Genomic DNA, 19,014 nt, shown 5'->3' with positions numbered 1-19,014 from the left:
GCCGGCATGGCGCCGTATCAGCATTAATGTCACTTTATTTTTTCCGTCGCCCTAAACGGCGCGGCAGGCAAACCTGCACCATTGCACAGATTGGGCTGAGAGCTGTCGCTCCAGCAATAACGCACCGTCACGGGTCTTGCCATATCCGTTTTTGAACTTAACACAACCTTGTTGCCTACAATCTGGGCTTTGGCCGTGTTGTAGCGGTTCTTTGTGTTTTTCAGTTTAAAGTTGTCGGGCATCTTTCCGTCACGTGTCTTCAGACCGTCAGCGTTTTCAAATGTCAATATGACCTTATCGTCTTCAACTTCCATGCTTTTAAATGTAGGTCCCGAACTTACGACATCTCGCCCATAGGTCTTATTTAAGGCAAGCAGGGCCAGACGCTTTCCGACTATCCATTTATATGGCGGATGTATATCTTTAAGATTATCCACCAGGTCATTAATAACAATCATACCCGTATGGGGTACATCAAGACAAGACGCCTGCTCCTCCCAAAATTTAGGAAGGGCATCCCACGGCAATCCGTTCTCATCGCCCTTGCGGTCTGAATAGAGATAAGGTGCCAGCTGGACGAAATAAAACGGCATGGCGTCATCATGCCAAGCCTTTCGCCAGCCGTCAATCAGCGCACGCTGCTTGACATCATACCCTACCCCTCTTTGGTCCAGGACATTTGCCTCGCCCTGATACCACAGAAATCCACGCATAGAGAATGGAGCCAGCGGAGCTATCATCGTGCGGTAATGATCGGCAACAGGCAGACCATAATAGCTGCCGTTGGCGTATCCATCATTCAACTGCTGCGAGCCCTTGAACGCTTCTTCAGGCATCCACGACTCAATCATCGATCCTCCCCACGACGAGGATATCAGTCCGACTGGTACGTCAAGACTGTCAGACAGATTCTTTGCAAAGAAATATCCTGCGGCAGAAACAGGGGCAAGACTTTCTTCTGACAGCATCTTCCATCCGGCAGTAGGCAGTATCTCGCCATTATTTGAACACTCTACATACATTGTACGTATTATCGGACTGTCTGCCGCCTTAAATTCCTTATACAGCACCTCCGGGTCGTCTTTCTTTGGACGGGCATGGTGCGGGTGGTTATTCATGGAATATTCCATGTTTGACTGTCCTGAGGCGAGCCACACTTCACCAACAAGAATATTGCTTAGCACAATTTTTCCTGACCTTGAACTTACCACAAGTTTTTGCGGTTTCTTAGTAGCGCTCACGGCTTTAAGCACGGCAATCCATTCACCGTTGGCATCGGCTACCGTACTGAATCTCTGAGACATAAAACTTATTTTTATCTTCTCGCCGGCAGGAGCCTTTCCCCATACATATACTGGCATTTCCTGCTGTATCACCATATTATCAGTAAATACCGGTGCCACGGTAATATCGGCAAAAACATACAACGGCAATAGCGACAGCGCTATTATCAATAATTTATAGACTTTAACCATAAGAGGATATAAAATATGATTTGTTTTCAAGTACGCAAAAGTAATATTTTTTCAACTACTCCGCATCATTCTGAAGAACATTTTAGCGCAGTCCGGCCTTACCGGCACTCTGAAAGAAACAAAATTCATATATTTTGCACATATTCGGACCCCGTCAGGCTGTTTTTTCCTATATAAGTATTATCTTTGCCAAGAGCGTTGTCCTGGCATACAGTAACGCGTTATTATAGGTTACATTATTTTAAAACTAATATTTATGAGAACGTCATTATTAAACAGAATATCAATGGCATTGATATTCGCATTTGCCGCATTAAATGTTTATGCCGGAATTAATTCAGGAGACGAGCCGTATGAGTTTGAAGAGGGCCTTAGTGATGGAGGTACTTATTATTACAGGACAAAAGATCTTGAATTTAAGGCATCCAACACTGAAGAAATTGTACTTGGAGGTCTTCAGCTTCTGTATAAGAAAGGAATATATCCGGTAATCTCAATAAGGATTGCAGGCTTTGAACAGAGCCTGATAGACCTTGGAAAAAAAACACGCAGATACGAAGACAAGGCTATGTTTAACCAAACACTGACGCTGACGCTTACAAACGGCGAAGTGATAAGTACATACGCAGCAGGAGTGTCTGATGTCCTGAAAAAAGAATTTGAAGACGCAGAGATGGCTAATCTAGGAATACAAGCGTCGGTATCTGATCTTTCGAGCAGCCGCAGCGACTTTTCCTCCATGTCATCAAGCAACCGTATAAGCCACGTGATACAGCAGCTTACGACCTTCAACATAAAAAAATCGTAATATCCGGCATAACACTCGACGTGTCGACAAAATCAGCCCCTACATATCTGGCAATGTTCAAGGCACTCGACAAAAGATTCGGCCTCAACTACCTTAAAGCACCGTCGTACAACACCTACACCAATTTGAGCGCAACGGTGAAGTCTATCACCACAGAGCATAACCTCTACCAGAACGGGCAGAAAGGAATGAATGTCAAAGTGAGCTTCGACGTAAGCGGCATGAAGGGCAAGACGGGCATCTGCGTAGCCTACTTCTACTTCGAAAACGGAACGGCTCTGAACGACTACAACAAACATTATTACACTACCGACGGCAAGGTGTCGTCTTCAACAAAATATACACCGGGGTGGGACAACACGACATACACCGACCTAAAGATTTTCATACCCTACAGCGAACTTCATCTCGGAAGCGGCAAATCGCACCTGAAGGCCAAGGTTGAAATATTCGACAACAACAACCGCAGCATAGGCAGTAGCCAGTGGACCTACTTCAACTACACCTATCCATGATGCGCCTGCCCGCCACACATTCTAAGAGATTTTTTGCCTCCTATAAGCCGGCGGCACGCTGATATGTCGCAAATTCTTTATATCTTTGCCACATAAAACAACAGCATAAAGATGAAAATAGGAATAATAGTGGCAATGGACAAGGAGTTTGTGCAGCTTAAGGCACTGCTCGAAAACGCCACAATGGAGCAACACCACAAGAAAGACTTCGCCGTGGGCAACATCGGCGACAAGGACATCGTTATACAGAAATGCGGCATAGGCAAGGTAAACTCTGCCATAGGTGCCGTGGAAATGATAAACAACTATGCCCCCGACCTAGTGATATCTACCGGAGTGGCTGGCGGAGCCGACGTAGAGATGAACGTAACGGACGTCATCGTGGGCACGTCATATTGCTATCACGACGCCTACTGCGGCAGCGAGTGCAGCTTCGGGCAAATCATCGGCATGCCGCCTGCATTTACGGCACCCAAAGACCTCGTAGAAAAAGCAGTATCCCTGAGCGGCGAGACAAAGATTCATGCCGGTCTGATTGTCAGCGGCGAATGGTTTGTCGACTCACGCGAGAAGATGCAGGGCATACTCGACAACTTTCCAAAGGCCAAAGCCGTCGACATGGAGAGCTGCTCTATAGCGCAGACCTGCCACATTTACGGAGTGCCGTTCGTAAGTTTCCGCATAATCAGCGACATACCGCTTAAGGACAACAAGGCGTCACAATACTTCGACTTCTGGGCAAGACTTGCAGAAAAGTCGTTCAACGTTACCAAAGAATTTCTTAAAGTAATATAAGCAATGAGTTACTGAGATGTCAAGGAGCGACGCATTTGTCAGAATATCCTCAAAAGCCAGACAACAAAAAAATGAAACAACGCATTTGTCTTAACTCCTTAACTCCATAACTTCTTAACTCCTAAAAAATGAAAAAGATTCCAAGTTTTACAATCGACCACAACCGCCTGCTGCGCGGAATATACGTATCACGTAAGGACAGCGTAGGCGGAGAGACCATCACCACATTTGATATACGCATGAAGGAGCCTAACCGCGAACCTGTTGTTCACGCCGGCGCACTCCACACCATTGAACATCTGGCTGCAACCTATCTGCGCAACGACCCGGAATGGAAAGACCGCATAATTTACTGGGGACCGATGGGATGTCTGACGGGAAACTATCTGCTCATGCGCGGCGACCTTGAACCGAAGGACATTGTGGGGCTGATGCAAAAGACATTCAAATTTGTTGCTGACTTTGAAGGCGAAATACCGGGAGCTGCTCCGAAGGACTGCGGCAACTGGCTGCTGCACGACCTGCCCATGGCACGATGGGAGGCACGCAAGTTCCTGACAGAAGTGCTTGAGGTCATCAAAGACGAAAACATGAATTACCCCGGCTGACATACCTCTGTTATTTAAAATAAGTTAAATCATGTCACATCAGCAATGCGATTGCGTACTAAAATCAGAATAAGACACAAAACAGCATTGCGTATGAAAAGACACAGAATAATAACGACTGCGCTTGCGGCAGCCATGACAGTTGCCGCAGCGCATGCTCAGACCGACACGCTGAAAGTTGACACCACATACAACCTTAGCGAAGTTACGGTTAATGGTATGCGAGTGATAAGCAAGGTAGACCGCCAAATACTTCTGCCGACATCAACAATGAAGAAGCACTCATCGAACGGATACGATCTGCTGAGCAAGATGACGCTCAACGGTATAATGACCGACCCGATTAAGCAGGAAATTAAATCACTGAAAGGCGGAAGCGTGCAGGTACGCATAAATGACGTTAAAGCCAATCAACAGGACATAACAGCACTGAGACCTGACGAGGTTGTAAGGGTTGAATATATCGACAATCCCGGAGTGAGATATTCCGATGGCAGCATGGACGCTGTAATTAACTTTGTCGTAAAGAGAAGATATGCGGGATATGTTGGCGGATTAGGAACGATGCAGGCCTTCACTACCGGCTTCAACAACAGTAATGCTTACTTTAAGTATAACTACAAGAAATCGGAGTTCAGCATATACTACAACTTCAGCTACCGCGGCTACGACGAGCGCAAGGTGGACAGCGAAAACACATATTTCTTTCCTGACGGAACGCAGCGCCAACGCCAATATTTAGGCTACAACACCGACTTCATGTACACCTTTAATACGGTCCAGCTGGGCTACAACCTTGCCGAACCTGACAAATATACCCTGAACATCAGCCTCAACTATAATCAATACAACAACCCGAACTCAGGCTCAAATCAGCTGGCAAAAGAGACATCAATGCCAGACTTGTATCTGTATAACAAGAGTAAGAACAAAATGTACACCCCGTCGCTCGACATCTACTGGTCGCTGAACCTGCCTAAAAAACAGAACATAACGGCCAATGTAGTAGGAACTTACATCGGCACCGACTACAAATATATGTCGCGCAACTATCTCTTCAACCAGTCGCCTGAGCAATCGATGCAGGCTGACCCGGTGAATGACTACAGCTATTCTACCACGGGCCGCAAATATTCGCTTATCAGCGAGGCTATATATACGAAGGAATTCAAGAACAAAGTGTTCTCGGCCGGTGGCGAATACACCGTAAGCCACACTGACAACGACTACACAGGAGCGGTGAACACGGACGCCATACTCAACTCAGACAATCTTTATCTCTTTGCACAGCTACAGGGAAAACTCGGCATATTCAACTATCAGGTGGGCCTCGGTGCAAACTATCTTGCCATTCATCAGGGCGACATAGGATTCAACAAGTGGACACTGCGCCCGCAGTTAAGTCTTTCGACCAAAATAACCGACAATCTGTTTGTAAGATACTCAGGACGAATAAGCCAGCGTTCGCCTTCGCTCTCGCAACTGAGCGACGTAAGAAACCAGAGCGACGAACTTAACGCAAGCGACGGAAACACAGGACTGAAGCCTTACACTGGATACAGCAACAGTCTTATGCTAAACTGGAACCGTCCGCTTTTTAACTTCCAGTTGTACGGAAGCTGGTATTATGCGCCCGACATCATCATGACATCTTATATTCCTGAGCTGCAGGACGACGGCACATATCTGCTCATCAGCAAGCCGGAAAACCAGAAGAGCTTCAGTCAACAATCTATCACGGCCTACTTCACGCTGCACGCCATTAAGGACATTCTCAACATTTCACTCTATGGCGACTATTCCAACTACAACAGCCGCGGACTTGACTACTCTCACAATTACCGCTCATGGCGCTGGGGCGGATACGCCAACCTTATGCTGGGCAGATGGAATGTTTCAGCAAGTTTCTACAACGCACCGAAAAGCTATTTTGCCGAATCTATGAGCACGGGCGAAAACCAGTCGAACTTAAGCGTCAGCTATAAATATAAAGACCTCAAAGTGGGACTTGGAGTTTTGCTGCTCGGCTATGCCCAAGGTTTCGACTATGTGGGCAAGACAGACAGCAAGTATCTGCAGAGCACTACGCATACATATATCAAGGACAACGGTAACATGATTTACTTAACGCTGTCGTACAACTTCAGTCACGGACGCAAATATCAGACAGAACGTAAGAAACTCAATAATTCAGACAACGATAATGGTATCAGGTAAAAATTTCTTCAGCAAAATTCTGCAAGCCTTTAAAGGCAAGACGAAAGAAAGGCCGCAACAGGAGGAAAGCGGCCATGCAGACAGCCACAATGCAATGAGCAACAGCGGCGACGGCAGCTATGTAAGAATAATCGACGATGGCGACGGTAAGATAGCCGTGCTGCTCGAAGTGGAACACGACAAGGTGCTCGAGTTTGGCGATAGATTGGGCGAAATAAACGAAGCGGCCTACATGAACGGATATAACTGGGACGCCCTGATAAGGCATTATCTCAAGAACAACGCACCCGACATACTCGAGGCAATGGACACCGATCCTGAGGCAGGCCTCTATGAGGCTTACTTCAAGGAGAGCGACGCCAACCGCGACAAGGCCAAACGACTTGCAGACATGCTGACCTCACTGATTGACAACGAACAGGAGCTTTGCAGGATAGTGAGGGAAGAAGGCGACAAGATAAACTGGGGATAGTTATTTTCTCTACAATTAGCTCCCTCGCGGCAAACGGTTCATACAAATACAAAGAATGCAGACAGGGCGCACATTCAGTGTGTTTTCTGTCTGCATTCTTTGTTTTTATTCCAAACCGCGTTTTGATTTGCAGCTATATCACAATAATTGGCAAAGTTGACAGCATACATTCCTGTCAGGCAGTGCACCCCGTGCGCCGCCTGCGCCATATCACGGTCTGCGCCAGTCCTCTTACAGCAACAAACGCTATGAACGCAAGCCACAGTCCATGGTTGGCCATCGTGAAGCGAAGAGAATAATAAAGGACGAAAAACGTTACGGCTGCAAGAAACATAGACTGAAGCATGCCGCGCGTCATGGTGCAACCAATGAACACACCGTCCCATACAAACGCCGCCATGCCGGCAACAGGTATTGCCAACGCCCAGTAATAATACTCATGAGAGGCCGCCACCACAGAAGGCTCATCTGTAAGCAACGAGAGAAAGGCGTCGCCGCCTATGCCATAAACCAAGGTGAAGCCTACTGCCATGCCGGCTCCCCACCAGAACAAGCGGCGCACCGTGGAGCCAAGAGCCTCCTGATTGCGCGCCCCATAAAACTTGCCGCTCAAAGCCTCACCTGCATAGGCAAAGCCGTCCATAACGTAAGAGAACAGCATATAGAACTGCATGAGCAGAGTGTTAACCGCCAACACAACCTCACCCTGCCACGAACCGGCGGAAGTGAAAAACAGCATTACGGCAACCATGCACAGCGTGCGCAGAAATATGTCGCGGTTTACCTTGAAGAAATGCGCCATTGCGTCGCGCCGCCATACGCCTTGCCATGAGAAATAACGCCTCAGACGGCGATAATTTACGAAGCAGAGCAGCAGTGCCATAATGAAACCGCCCCATTGGGCAATGAGCGTGCCCAAGGCAACGCCTTCAACTTTCAGTCCGAGGCCGAACACAAGCAGCGTGCTCGCCCCGATGTTTATTATGTTCTGCGTTATGGCTATAAGCATTGGTACGCGCGAATTCTGCATGCCTATGTACCATCCCGACAGACTGAACAGGCCGAGCATGGCAGGAGCGCCCCATATAAGTATGTTGAAATATATCGAAGCAAGTCTTCTTACCTCGGCAGGCGGCTGCATCACGAGCATTGATGCCTCACGCAGCGGCACCTGCAGCACGATGAGCGCCAAGGCAACCGCCATGGCAATACCCAACGAACGGGTAAGCATGCGCACCGTTTCGGTAAGGTCGCGCCTGCCGAGAGCCTGCCCAGTCAGTCCGCTTGTACCCATGCGCAGGAATCCGAATATCCAGTAAATCACGTTGAACGTCATGCCGCCCACGGCTATTGCACCTATATACGATGCTGCCCCGAGGTGGCCCACTATGGTTACGTCAACCAGTCCCAGCAGCGGCACAGTGATGTTGCTCACTATTGCCGGCAGGGCTATGTTGAGTATCTGTCTGTTTCTGTTATCCATCGTTGTCTGTTTTCTGCCCTCATGCACCCATGCAGTCCGTTCTGCCCTATGTACGTGAGAGTAATGCTTAATTGATATTTGCCGTTATCGGGCTGCAAAGTTACTCAAAAAAACATTAATGCGCAACGAACCGGGCATAATGCCAGTTCTGCAATTTGTAAATAAAACGGATTAATTCCGTTCACTTAACGCTCTCAGAACAGCGGTGCCGGACAAGGATTGGTCTTCAGACCGAAAAATTGCGTATTTTCAGGCATTTTAGTTAAGTTGTTGAATGACAAACATTTACAAAACTTTCGCAGCAAAAAGGCAAAAGTTAAAAAACATTACTCGGCCATTTACGGGTCAAAAGTGGTGCATTTACGATGTAAAAGTGGGCTTTTTGTAATGCAAAAAGCCTCAACTTTAAAGGCAAAACCATGCTTTTTAGGACCAAAAAGAGGACTAAACGTAAATGAAAGTTAATAAAGTAACAGTTTTAAGCGGCGCAAATTAACATCCTTTACACACCGGTTTTCTATTTCAGAAAAAACTTTTGTCCTGATATTTTACCATGTCTTTAAATGCCATGAAAATGCCATTTATTCTTTTATCCAATCATGTCATACTTTAAATTTTATTGATTACCTTTGTATGAATGTTTTAAATCAACAGCTGAAAATGAACAACGGCGAAGACCTTACACGGGGCAAAATAACACCTACTCTGCTGCGCTTCACACTGCCGATGATGGCAGGGGCGATGATGCAGCAGTGCTACAACATTGCCGATACGCTCATTGTGGGGCGCTTCATCGGTGCTGAGGCGCTGGCGGCCGTCGGCTCGGCCTACACGCTTATGGTGTTTATCACGTCCGTGATGCTCGGCCTGTCGATGGGCAGCGGCACGGTGTTCTCGCTAAAATTCGGCGAAGGCGACATGGCGGCACTTAGGCGGAGCGTGGCGGCGAGCCTGCTGCTTACGGGCGGAATAACCGTTGTGCTGAATGCCGCGGCATATATCTGGATCGACGGCACGCTGCGCCTGCTGAGCGTTCCGGCTGATGTTTATCCGCTGATGCGCAGCTACCTTATGATAATATACGCCGGCATAGCGCTGTCGTTCGTCTACAACTTCGGCGCATCGCTGCTGCGTTCTGTGGGAAACAGCCGCACTCCGCTGTGGGTGTTGGCAGCGTCGGTGGTGCTCAACGTTGTGCTCGACCTCGTTCTCGTGCTGCTTTTCGGGCTCGGCATTGAAGGCGCTGCGTGGGCAACGCTCATATCTCAGGCTGCGGCAGCAATAGGCATAACGGCATATATACTGAAGACGCGCCCAGAACTGATTCCGCGCCGCAAGGATATGGCTGTAAGCAGGGCAACGCTCGGCGAGATAGCCACATTCTCGTCGCTCACATGCGTACAGCAGTCGGTGATGAACTTCGGCATACTGATGGTGCAGGGCCTCGTAAACAGTTTCGGCATGGCCGTGATGGCGGCATTTGCGGCTGCCGTAAAGATAGACTCGTTTGCGTATATGCCTGTGCAGGAGCTGGGCAACGCTTTCTCGACCTTCGTGGCGCAGAACTTCGGTGCATCCAAACGGGGACGCATACGCCGCGGAGTGAAACAGGCTCTGCTGATGACGACAGTGTTCTCGCTGGTGGTGTCAGCGGCAGTCTTTGTGCTTGCCAAACCACTGATGATGATATTCGTGGACGGTTCGCAGCATGACATAATATCCATCGGCGTGAGATATCTGCGCATAGAGGGAGCCTTTTATGTAGGCATTGGCGTGCTGTTTCTGCTCTACGGCTACTATCGCGCCATTAGGATGCCGGGCATGTCTGTGGTGCTGACGGTGCTGTCGCTTGGTCTGCGCGTGGCGCTCGCCTATGCCCTGTCAGCCGTTCCGGGCATAGGAGTAGACGGCATATGGTGGTCGATACCTATAGGATGGGCTGTGGCAGATGCCGTAGGCATGCTCTACTACGGCAAGACGCTCAGGCGCATCTATGCCCGCAGGGGCAATGCCGCTCACGCCATGACTGTCAGGACTTAAAGCCTTCAGCCCTTAATGCCGGCCGAAACAGGGCTATGCCACTGCCGCAGACTACGCAAGAACAGAGGAACGGACAAGAAAAAGTGTAATTTATGCACTTTTTACTTTGTTTTTTGCTACATATAAATATTTTTGACTACATTTGCAGCACTTTAAACTTAAACAATATAACATTATCTTTACAACATGAACTTAAGACTGATTGCGGGTGCTGCGGCACTTGCTGCGGCGCTGACCTCATCGTTTGCCCAGCCGCGCGTGATGGACGTCGACACGGGCAAAAACGGCGCCCCCATACAGAAGACAATGTATGGCATTTTCTTTGAGGACATCAACTATGGTGCCGACGGCGGCCTTTACGGCGAAATGCTGGTAAACCGCTCGTTCGAGTTCAAACAGAGCCTGACAGGATGGACAACCTTTGGCAACGTCAACGTGAAAGACGACGGCCCCTTTGAGCGCTGCCCACACTACGTTGAGCTGGCATGGCCGGGACACGCAGACCGTCTGACCGGAATGCAGAACAGCGGTTACGGCGGAATAAGCCTAAAGCAGGGCGAAGACTACAGACTGACGCTGTGGGCAAAGGCAGCCGAGGGCGAAGGCGGCATAAAGGTGGAACTTATAGACCAGCTGACCGACAGCGAACCTCAGGCCTTCGTAACACAGGAACTGAAGATAACATCTGGAGAATGGAAAAAATATGAACTGATAATGAGGTCGCCCAAGAACGACACAGAAGCAAGCCTGCGCATCCTGCTCAACGGCAAGGCTCCGGTGTGTCTCGAGCACGTAAGCCTCTTCCCCGTAAAAACATTCAAAAACCGCAAGAACGGCATGAGGGCCGACCTGGCTCAGGCATTGGCCGACATGCACCCGGGCGTGTTCCGCTTTCCGGGCGGATGCATCGTTGAGGGCGCCGACCTGCAGACACGCTATCAGTGGAAGAACACGATAGGCCCCGTAGAGAACCGCCCCGTGAACGAAAACCGCTGGCAGTATGCCATGAAGAGCCGCATCAGTCCCGACTACTATCAGAGCTACGGACTGGGCTTCTTCGAATATTTCCAACTGTCTGAAGACATTGGTGCCGAGCCGCTGCCTGTGCTCAACGTGGGCATGGCATGCCAGTTTCAGAACAAGGACGACAGCGCCAACGTGCCTATGAGCGAGCTGCAGCCATACATACAGGACTGCCTCGACCTCATTGAGTTTGCCAACGGCGACACCACCACTACATGGGGACGCAAGCGCGCCGAGATGGGGCATCCCGCACCCTTCAACCTTAAATATATAGCCGTGGGCAACGAGCAGTGGGAAGAGCCTTACTTCAAGCGTCTGCCGCCGTTCGTCAAGGCTATACGCGAGAAATATCCCGACATAAAGATTATAGGTACATGCGGACCGGCGCCCGAGGGCGAGATGTTTGAACACGGATGGAAGGCCATGAGAGAAATTGGTGTCGACCTCGTAGACGAACACTACTACAAATCGGAAGAGTGGTTCCGCAACAGCAGCATGAGATACGACAGCTACAGCCGCAAAGGCCCGAAGGTGTTTGCCGGCGAGTATGCCTGCCACGGCGACGGAAAGAAATGGAACCATTATGAGACATCACTATATGAGGCAGCCTTCATGACAGGACTGGAGCGCAACGCCGACGTGGTGCTCATGGCCACCTACGCTCCGCTCTTTGCACGCGTTGACGCATGGCAGTGGCGCCCCGACCTGATATGGTTCGACAACGCACGCATGTTCAAGTCGGTAAGCTACTACGTACAGCAGATGTATGCCTGCAACAAAGGCACCAACGTGCTAAAGCTGACCATGAACGGTAAGCCTGTGGCAGGACAGCAGGGACAGGCCGGACTGTATGCCAGCGCAGCAGCAGACAACGGTGACGGTTCGGTAATTGTGAAAGTTGTGAACACAGGCAAGACCACACAGCCCGTGAGCGTCAACCTTAAAGGCATGAAGGGCGAAAGGACGGCACAGACAACCACACTGACCTGCACCGACATGGATGCCGAAAACACTTTAGAGGAGCCCGAAAAGATTGTACCAAAGACGGGCACGCTTACATGTAAGGCAGGCAAAAAATGCACAGTGATTGAGGACGAGATTGCCCCAATGACCTTCAGAGTATACAGGATAAAGAAATGACAGAAGCGACGCCCGGCTCAAGCTCATGGCTAACAAAGGCCGCAGCCGGGCGCATGACAAGAACATAAAGCAGCAGGCTACGCAGGCAGGACAATGCTCACAGCAACATTCTACCTGACATGCAGACTGCATAACGCCTGACTCCGGCAGACAACTGGCAGAGAGCAGCACATGGCTCTGCTCCGCCGCTGTCTGCCGGAGTTTTGTTTACATCCATAATGCCATAAAGTAATGGCTACATGACTACAAAGCACAAATATTTGACAGATTTCTGCCTCCGGCATTAAACCAACAGCCATGCTGCAACGTCTTATTATTAAGAAACAAAAACTTTTACCATGAGAAAGACAATAATAATCGCTACAATCGCACTGTTCATCGGCTTAGGCACGACATCGTGCGTAACGACACGCCCTCCGCACGGGCCGCATCCCAAGCACGTCAATCACAAGCCGCCGAAACCGCCAAAGAAGAAAAAGCATAAGCACCCGAAACCGCCTAAAAAGGACGAACCGCCACACGGATACTGGCACTGACAGCTGTCAAAGGCTCTACGGTCAGACCGTCGCTGCGCAGCAAGGCGCATTATGCAACAAAGCATATGGCAGCAAGCCACACCGCATACAACAAGCCCCTGACCTTGACATAGGCCGGGGGCTTGATGCATATAGCCAATCAGCGCCTTCCGCAAACCGATGCGGAGAGCGCGGATGCAAAGAAAAACACACATCAATAAAGGCATAAGGCACTAAACAACGATTTGCCGGCATTTAGCTGTCAAGACGAAAGATTTACGGCTTAAATACTCCATATTTGGTTTTATTAACACGTAGCGCTTGTGTGTAACTAAATTTATTAGTTTCTTTGCAGAAAGAAAAAATGGACACCTGTTATGAAAACACTTTTGCTCCTTTTATTATCTCTCGTCGCAGCCATGCCGGCAGCAATGGGACAAGTTGCAGACCAAAAGTTCACGGTCAGCGGAACGGTGGTTGACTCGATAAGCCGCGAGGGCGAACCATACGCCACGATAAGCATAGCCAGAAAAGAAAAGCCCGGCAAGGCCGTAAAGATGGCCGTAACCGACAAAGACGGCCGCTTCAGCGAGACGATGAGCGGCAAGGGCAGCTTCGTCATAACCATAAGCTCCATAGGGCGCAAAGCCATAACAAGAAACTTCAGCGTGACAGAAGGCAAAAAGGCTATAGACCTGGGCACACTCTACATCACTGACGCCAAGAACGAACTGGAGGGCGTTGAGATTGTGATGCAGAAGCCGCTTGTGAAGGCCGATATTGACAAAATTGAATACGACATAGAATCAGATCCCGACTCAAAGTCGAACTCGATAATAGAAATGCTGCGCAAGGTGCCGCTGGTGACAGTAGACGGCGAAGACAACATAACCGTAAACGGCAGCAGCTCGTTCAAGGTATATGTGAACGGACGGCCCAACAACATGATGACCAAGAACCCGAAAGAGGTGCTGAAGAGCATGCCGGCCAACAGCATAAAGAAGATAGAGGTGATAACCGACCCGGGACCTAAATATGACGCAGAAGGCGTGGGCGGCATACTAAACATCGTAACCATAGGCGGAGGCATAGAGGGATACACGCTCACCCTGAACGGCAACGTGAGCAACCGTGGAGCCGGCGGAGGCCTGTTCGGCACGATAAAGTCGGGCAAGCTGACAGTGAGCGCACGCTATAACTACAACTACGACGGCAACAGGACTGGCTACAGCGAAAGCTCGCGCACGGTTACAGAGGAGAACGTAAGCGCCGACGCGTCGAACATGGCATCGAGCTCGGAAAACAAGAGCCACGGCAACTTTCAGTCGGGAAGCATCGAGGCAAGCTACGAAATAGACTCGCTTAGGCTTGTCACCATGTCACTGGGCCTATGGGGCGGAGGAAGCAAGGGCAACAGTATGTCGGAAATGACTGGAACAAGTCCGCTGGACGGGCACCCTCTATACGGCTACTCATCCATGGGAAGGAGCAACTCTTCATGGAAATCAATAGACGGTGGCATCGACTATCAGAGGCTCTTCAAGGTGAAAGACCGCATGCTGACGCTGTCATACAAAATAAACACCAACCCTGATGCGAGCGACTACTATACTGACTACGACGAAATAAGTGCCGACAACGGATGGGAAGACTATATCAGCAGGCTCGAAAACCAATACAGCGACAACAGTGAGCGGTCGACCGAACACACGTTTCAGGTCGACTACACCACACCTATAGGCAAGATGCACACCGTGGAAGGCGGAATGAAATACATAATAAGAAACAACAGCTCGGAAAACGACCGCTACATAAAGCCTGCCGAAGACGGTGGCGAATATGTATACGACACGGAGCAAAGCTCTCACTATAAACATGAGAACGACATCATAGCGGCTTATCTGGGATACAAGATAAAGGTGAAGAAATGGTCGGGACGGCTCGGAGCAAGATATGAACACACCATACAGGACGTGAAATATCTGCTCGGACAGGGCGACGACTTCAGAAAGCACTTCAACGACCTTGTGCCTTCTGCCACGATAGGATACAGGCTTACGGATATGTCTAATCTAAAACTGGGCTACAGCATGCGCATCTACCGCCCCGGAATATGGTATCTGAACCCATACCTGAACAACACCGACCCGTCAAACCTCAGCCAGGGCAACCCTAACCTGGAAAGTGAGAAGAGCCACTCGTTCAATATAGGCTACAGCAACTTTACGTCAAAGCTGAGCCTTAACCTCTCCATGCGCTACTCGTTCACCAACAACAGCATTGAAAGGCTGACGACAATGGTGAACGACAACAGCATAGCCGGACTGCAGAACCCAACAGGCAAGGACGTGCTCTACTCCACTTACGAGAACATCGGCAAGACACGGTCAGCAGCCTTGAGTGCATACGTAAACTGGAACGCGACAAAGAACACCAGGATATATGCCAACATGAATGGCCAATGGCAATACTTCTCCGACGGCAAAGACCTCAGCAACAGAGGCTGGAACATGTATCTGTCAGGAGGCATACAGCAGTCGCTGCCAAAAGAATGGCGCATAAGCCTCAACGTGTTCACGATGACACCGGGCATCACGCTGCAGGGACGCGGAACGAGCTATACAAGCTACGGCATAAACATCAACAAGTCGTTCCTGAACAAGCGGCTCACGATATCTGCCTTTGCCAGCAACTTCCTGAAAAAATATATGGAGTATAAGAACACAACATCGAGCACCGACTTTATACAGAAGTCTGTTTCAAAATACGACAACCAGCGCTTCGGCATAAGCCTGAGCTACCGCATAGGCGAACTGAAGGCAAGCGTGAAGAAGGCAGCCCGCTCGATAAGCAACGACGACGTGAAAGGCGGCGGAGGAGGCAACGCTTCCGGCGGACAATAATTCCGCCACGGGATAAACGCAGACGTGATGTTGTGCAGGAAATGATATAATGCAAAAGCGTGAAAATATTTCGGGAACAACATGCCCGGCAAAGTCTTATGTCACGCATGGCTCTATATGACGAGCAAACATCATAGCCGGCTATTGACCGCAACACCTCCGGCGCTCCGCTGTAATCGAAAATGTGTCATACGCCAACGGCATCAGACTCGACATAAACAGCTTACATACAAAACAAATCTGCAAGATAAGGCATCACAACAGACACCATATCTTGCAGATTTATTTATTGGCACTGCCTGCATGACATAGCCCGGCAAACAGGCTTACTTACAGGCATTGCTCTTGTTGCCTAATTATTTTCCGGTCATTGTAACCTTACCCTTAGAAGCCTTCAAAGCCTTTGTAAGATTCACCATAGGAACAGAGTTGCTGCCAGAAATAACGTTCTTGACCATCTTGCGCTTCATTACAGGAGCCGACTGCTTCTTCTGTGATGCAGGTGCCTCAGGAGTTGTAAACTCTTTCTTTGCAAGAGGTCCCCATTCTTCATTGATATTCTGGGCGATAGAGAAGGCAATGTAAGAAGTGTTCGGGTCAGCCGTCCACGAAGCCTCGTCTACACCAAACTGGTTCCAATAAGGATCCATAGGATTATCGGCCTTAAGATACTCTAAGATCATATCCTCATTCCATTCTTTATCATAAGCATCCTTCTCAATCAACATGTCACGGTGCATAGAGGTCTGATCATTAGGAGTATATGTAACCACCTGATAATAACCAGTCTGAGCGTTACCGCCGAATTCGCCGATAGTGATTTCCATCTGTGCAACACCTTCACCTCCAAGTTTCTTAGTAGAAACCGGTATTATTACCATATCAGCAAAAGTGCCGTTTACGTCCCATGCCTGAACGTAGATTTCATAGTCTGTTCCCGGACTGTTTTTGCCCCATGTGTTAGTAGCCTCACCTGTGTTGTTCAAGCCCATTCCTTTAACATAGTCGCCTAAAGTTTCAAATCCGAACATCGCGCCAATCATCTCGAAGTTCTCCTCAGCAGTGCCTGCAGGGAACATCAGTGCAGCATAACCGGCAACGCCTGATCCTGGCTTGAATGTTACTGTTATGTCGCTTGTGGTAACCTCGTCAATGGTATAATTGATAGAGCAGTCGCCAACAAGGTCTTTCTTCGGTGTGGTGAAGTTTGTTCTTGTTGCTCCGCAAGGAATCTGATACTGGTCGTATCCGACAGTAATGATTGCATACTCAGCATTTGGCTTGAAAGCAAAGTCGAATCCGTGCAGTCTGCCGTCTACAAAGTCCTGGAACAAGAATTCGTTATCACTATTGTCAAGATAATTTGCAATAGCAGCTTCAGACGTAAGCCTGTCCGCACGAATCTTAGACAGACACGCAATCTTGAAACCTACACACTGAGGCGTGCGTGTAACAGACAAAGCAACGGTGTCGCCGGTGGCTCCGCTGTAAAAGCCCTTATACTCTACGTCGGCTGCAACGCGGCCCTCAAGCGAAACAAACGAAACGCTGTCGATACGCTCTACGAGATAACCTTTAGTGTTGCCTGTCTTGTCGGTCACTAACATACGGTTAGGATTTGTCTGGGCATAGCCCATTACAGCCACGATGGCCAATATGATTGTAGTAAAAAGTTTTTTCATCATTTCATGAATTTAATTGTTTTTTATTTACGCTGAACAGATATACACCTTTTGTAAGGGCGCTTGTGCTGATAGGAGTTCCGTCCCAGTTCTCCTTTGCTATGATAACCCTGCCGCTCAGATCGCATACTCTTACGCGGGCAGCCTGACCGCCCTGCAATCCGTCGGCACCGAGCATTCCTCCACGGTAATAAGGCACAAGAGAAGAATCTTCTGCGGCAGGCAGACCTTCAATGCCGGTGCCTTCAGAAGTGAATTTCAAGCTCATAATGTCGCTAAAGGAGATTGTCTCTTTCGTTCCTGACGTACCATTAATCTCCATGCCATGGTCGCCAAATGTTATCTTTGCGATATCCGTCAGCAAGTATGACTTGCTCTCAGAGGCCTGCGATGCGGGATTGACCACAAGACTGGTGGTCTGCGCATCTGCTGTGAGCCCTCCGTAGGCTAACGCAAGAAACATCGGAATAAACGTTTTTTTCATAGAAATGAATATTTAATTAATAAAAATGTAAGAACCTGTGGCGGCTCTTACAGAGCTTCCAAATACAAATGTATGAATTATTTCCTACGGACAATGCAAAAATTAAAGAAATTTTCCCAAATTTCAATGTTAAATTCATACATACTACATCTTTTGTAAATGTTTTTCAATGCACAGTTTATATAATCACACATATCCGGCATTACATTATATCACAAATACCAAAGTGCCTGCATTATTTTCTCTCTGATAAATACATCGGCAACAACTTTAGACACATTTTCGGCCATAAAGATTACCATATGATTTAAGCACACTTTGACCTTTGTTGCCAAAACTGCTTAATATGTTTATTTTTGCTAAAAAACATACGGAACACATACCATTACTTTCAGAACACCAAAATAAGCGGCAAGAGAATCCGGCAAAAGAGTTAAAACATGATGATTCATATCATTACATTTTACATAAATATTCAGGTTTATGCAAAATCTTGCATAAAATACAACTTGTATCCTTTCACCTTATAATATATGGTATATTGGAAAGCAAAACACGGCATATTGCAGGCCGAAAAGGCATGTTTTGCAAAGAGTGATAGAATAAAAAGTTTTCGCAAAAACTCATCACTCGTCACATTCCAGCATAAGACCCTGACAGACAATTGTTTATAGCGTGACGAGTTGGAGTTTCAACTCGTCACAGTCTGGCAGAAGATGCCATTTTAGCCGAACTTAACCAGTAAAACACTTGCTTGAAGTCTACCTAAATCAGGAAAAATAATATTTTGTCCTTAATTAAGCATGGTGTGACGAGTTGCCGTGGCAACTCGTCACACCGTAACATACTGCAAT

At 48.5% G+C, this 19,014-nt stretch carries 14 protein-coding genes; 10 read left to right on the top strand and 4 right to left on the bottom strand.

From position 1 onward, the window contains the following. Positions 1-29 precede the first annotated feature (29 nt). Positions 30-1,475 (bottom strand): sialate O-acetylesterase, encoded by a 1,446-nt coding sequence (locus tag ACU52_RS01055; RefSeq protein ID WP_082335096.1) that lies wholly within the window; start codon positions 1,473-1,475, stop codon positions 30-32. Between the two features lie 286 nt (positions 1,476-1,761). Between ACU52_RS01055 and ACU52_RS01050 the strand changes: the two genes are divergently transcribed. The 6 genes from ACU52_RS01050 to ACU52_RS01025 all read left to right on the top strand — a co-directional run bounded on the left by ACU52_RS01050 (position 1,762) and on the right by ACU52_RS01025 (position 6,890). Next, positions 1,762-2,283 (top strand): hypothetical protein, encoded by a 522-nt coding sequence (locus ACU52_RS01050; protein ID WP_053397411.1) that lies wholly within the window; start codon positions 1,762-1,764, stop codon positions 2,281-2,283. Between the two features lie 20 nt (positions 2,284-2,303). Further along, the gene (locus tag ACU52_RS01045; protein WP_147630727.1) at positions 2,304-2,798 is read left to right on the top strand and encodes a hypothetical protein; all 495 of its coding nucleotides are present in this window, start codon (positions 2,304-2,306) and stop codon (positions 2,796-2,798) included. Positions 2,799-2,909: 111 nt separating this feature from the next. Further along, complete coding sequence (locus tag ACU52_RS01040) at positions 2,910-3,593, top strand: 5'-methylthioadenosine/adenosylhomocysteine nucleosidase (protein WP_021855071.1); 684 nt, start codon at positions 2,910-2,912, stop codon at positions 3,591-3,593. A gap of 128 nt (positions 3,594-3,721) precedes the next feature. Next, a complete protein-coding gene (locus tag ACU52_RS01035) occupies positions 3,722-4,201 on the top strand; it encodes an S-ribosylhomocysteine lyase (protein ID WP_053397409.1) in 480 nt (159 codons plus the stop codon). A gap of 93 nt (positions 4,202-4,294) precedes the next feature. Next, entirely contained in the window at positions 4,295-6,418 is a 2,124-nt protein-coding gene (locus ACU52_RS01030; RefSeq protein WP_053397408.1) for a TonB-dependent receptor, read from the top strand. Then, positions 6,405-6,890 carry an immunity 51 family protein gene (locus tag ACU52_RS01025; protein ID WP_239684847.1) on the top strand — a complete coding sequence of 162 codons (486 nt, stop codon included), beginning with the start codon at positions 6,405-6,407 and terminating at the stop codon, positions 6,888-6,890. Before ACU52_RS01030 ends, ACU52_RS01025 begins: the two co-directional genes overlap by 14 nt. 175 nt (positions 6,891-7,065) lie before the next feature. On the opposite strand, the gene ACU52_RS01020 is transcribed toward ACU52_RS01025, so the two are convergent. Continuing rightward, positions 7,066-8,373 (bottom strand): MATE family efflux transporter, encoded by a 1,308-nt coding sequence (locus tag ACU52_RS01020; protein ID WP_053397407.1) that lies wholly within the window; start codon positions 8,371-8,373, stop codon positions 7,066-7,068. Positions 8,374-9,006: 633 nt separating this feature from the next. Here ACU52_RS01020 and ACU52_RS01015 point away from each other — a divergent pair. The 4 genes from ACU52_RS01015 (at position 9,007) to ACU52_RS01000 (ending at position 15,994) form a co-directional block, all read left to right on the top strand. Further along, positions 9,007-10,413, top strand: coding sequence for an MATE family efflux transporter (locus ACU52_RS01015; RefSeq protein ID WP_239684846.1), 1,407 nt, complete (start codon positions 9,007-9,009; stop codon positions 10,411-10,413). 186 nt (positions 10,414-10,599) lie between these two features. Then, positions 10,600-12,576 carry an alpha-L-arabinofuranosidase C-terminal domain-containing protein gene (locus ACU52_RS01010; RefSeq protein ID WP_053397405.1) on the top strand — a complete coding sequence of 659 codons (1,977 nt, stop codon included), beginning with the start codon at positions 10,600-10,602 and terminating at the stop codon, positions 12,574-12,576. Between the two features lie 338 nt (positions 12,577-12,914). Then, positions 12,915-13,112, top strand: a complete 198-nt coding sequence (locus tag ACU52_RS01005; RefSeq protein ID WP_021855081.1) for a hypothetical protein — start codon at positions 12,915-12,917, stop codon at positions 13,110-13,112. 356 nt (positions 13,113-13,468) lie between these two features. Then, positions 13,469-15,994: an outer membrane beta-barrel family protein gene (locus ACU52_RS01000; protein WP_053397404.1), complete on the top strand. Its 2,526-nt coding sequence runs from the start codon at positions 13,469-13,471 to the stop codon at positions 15,992-15,994. Between the two features lie 356 nt (positions 15,995-16,350). On the opposite strand, the gene ACU52_RS00995 is transcribed toward ACU52_RS01000, so the two are convergent. After that, entirely contained in the window at positions 16,351-17,679 is a 1,329-nt protein-coding gene (locus ACU52_RS00995; protein WP_053397403.1) for a hypothetical protein, read from the bottom strand. A 1-nt stretch (position 17,680) separates the two neighbouring features. Next, entirely contained in the window at positions 17,681-18,160 is a 480-nt protein-coding gene (locus ACU52_RS00990; RefSeq protein WP_053397402.1) for a T9SS type A sorting domain-containing protein, read from the bottom strand. Positions 18,161-19,014: the final 854 nt, after the last annotated feature.

The organism is Xylanibacter rarus (assembly GCF_001275135.1).
GTDB classification, from domain to species: Bacteria; Bacteroidota; Bacteroidia; order Bacteroidales; family Bacteroidaceae; genus Prevotella; species Prevotella rara.
Note: the sequence above shows the minus strand (reverse complement) of the source record. Positions and strands in the feature narration are given on the sequence as shown.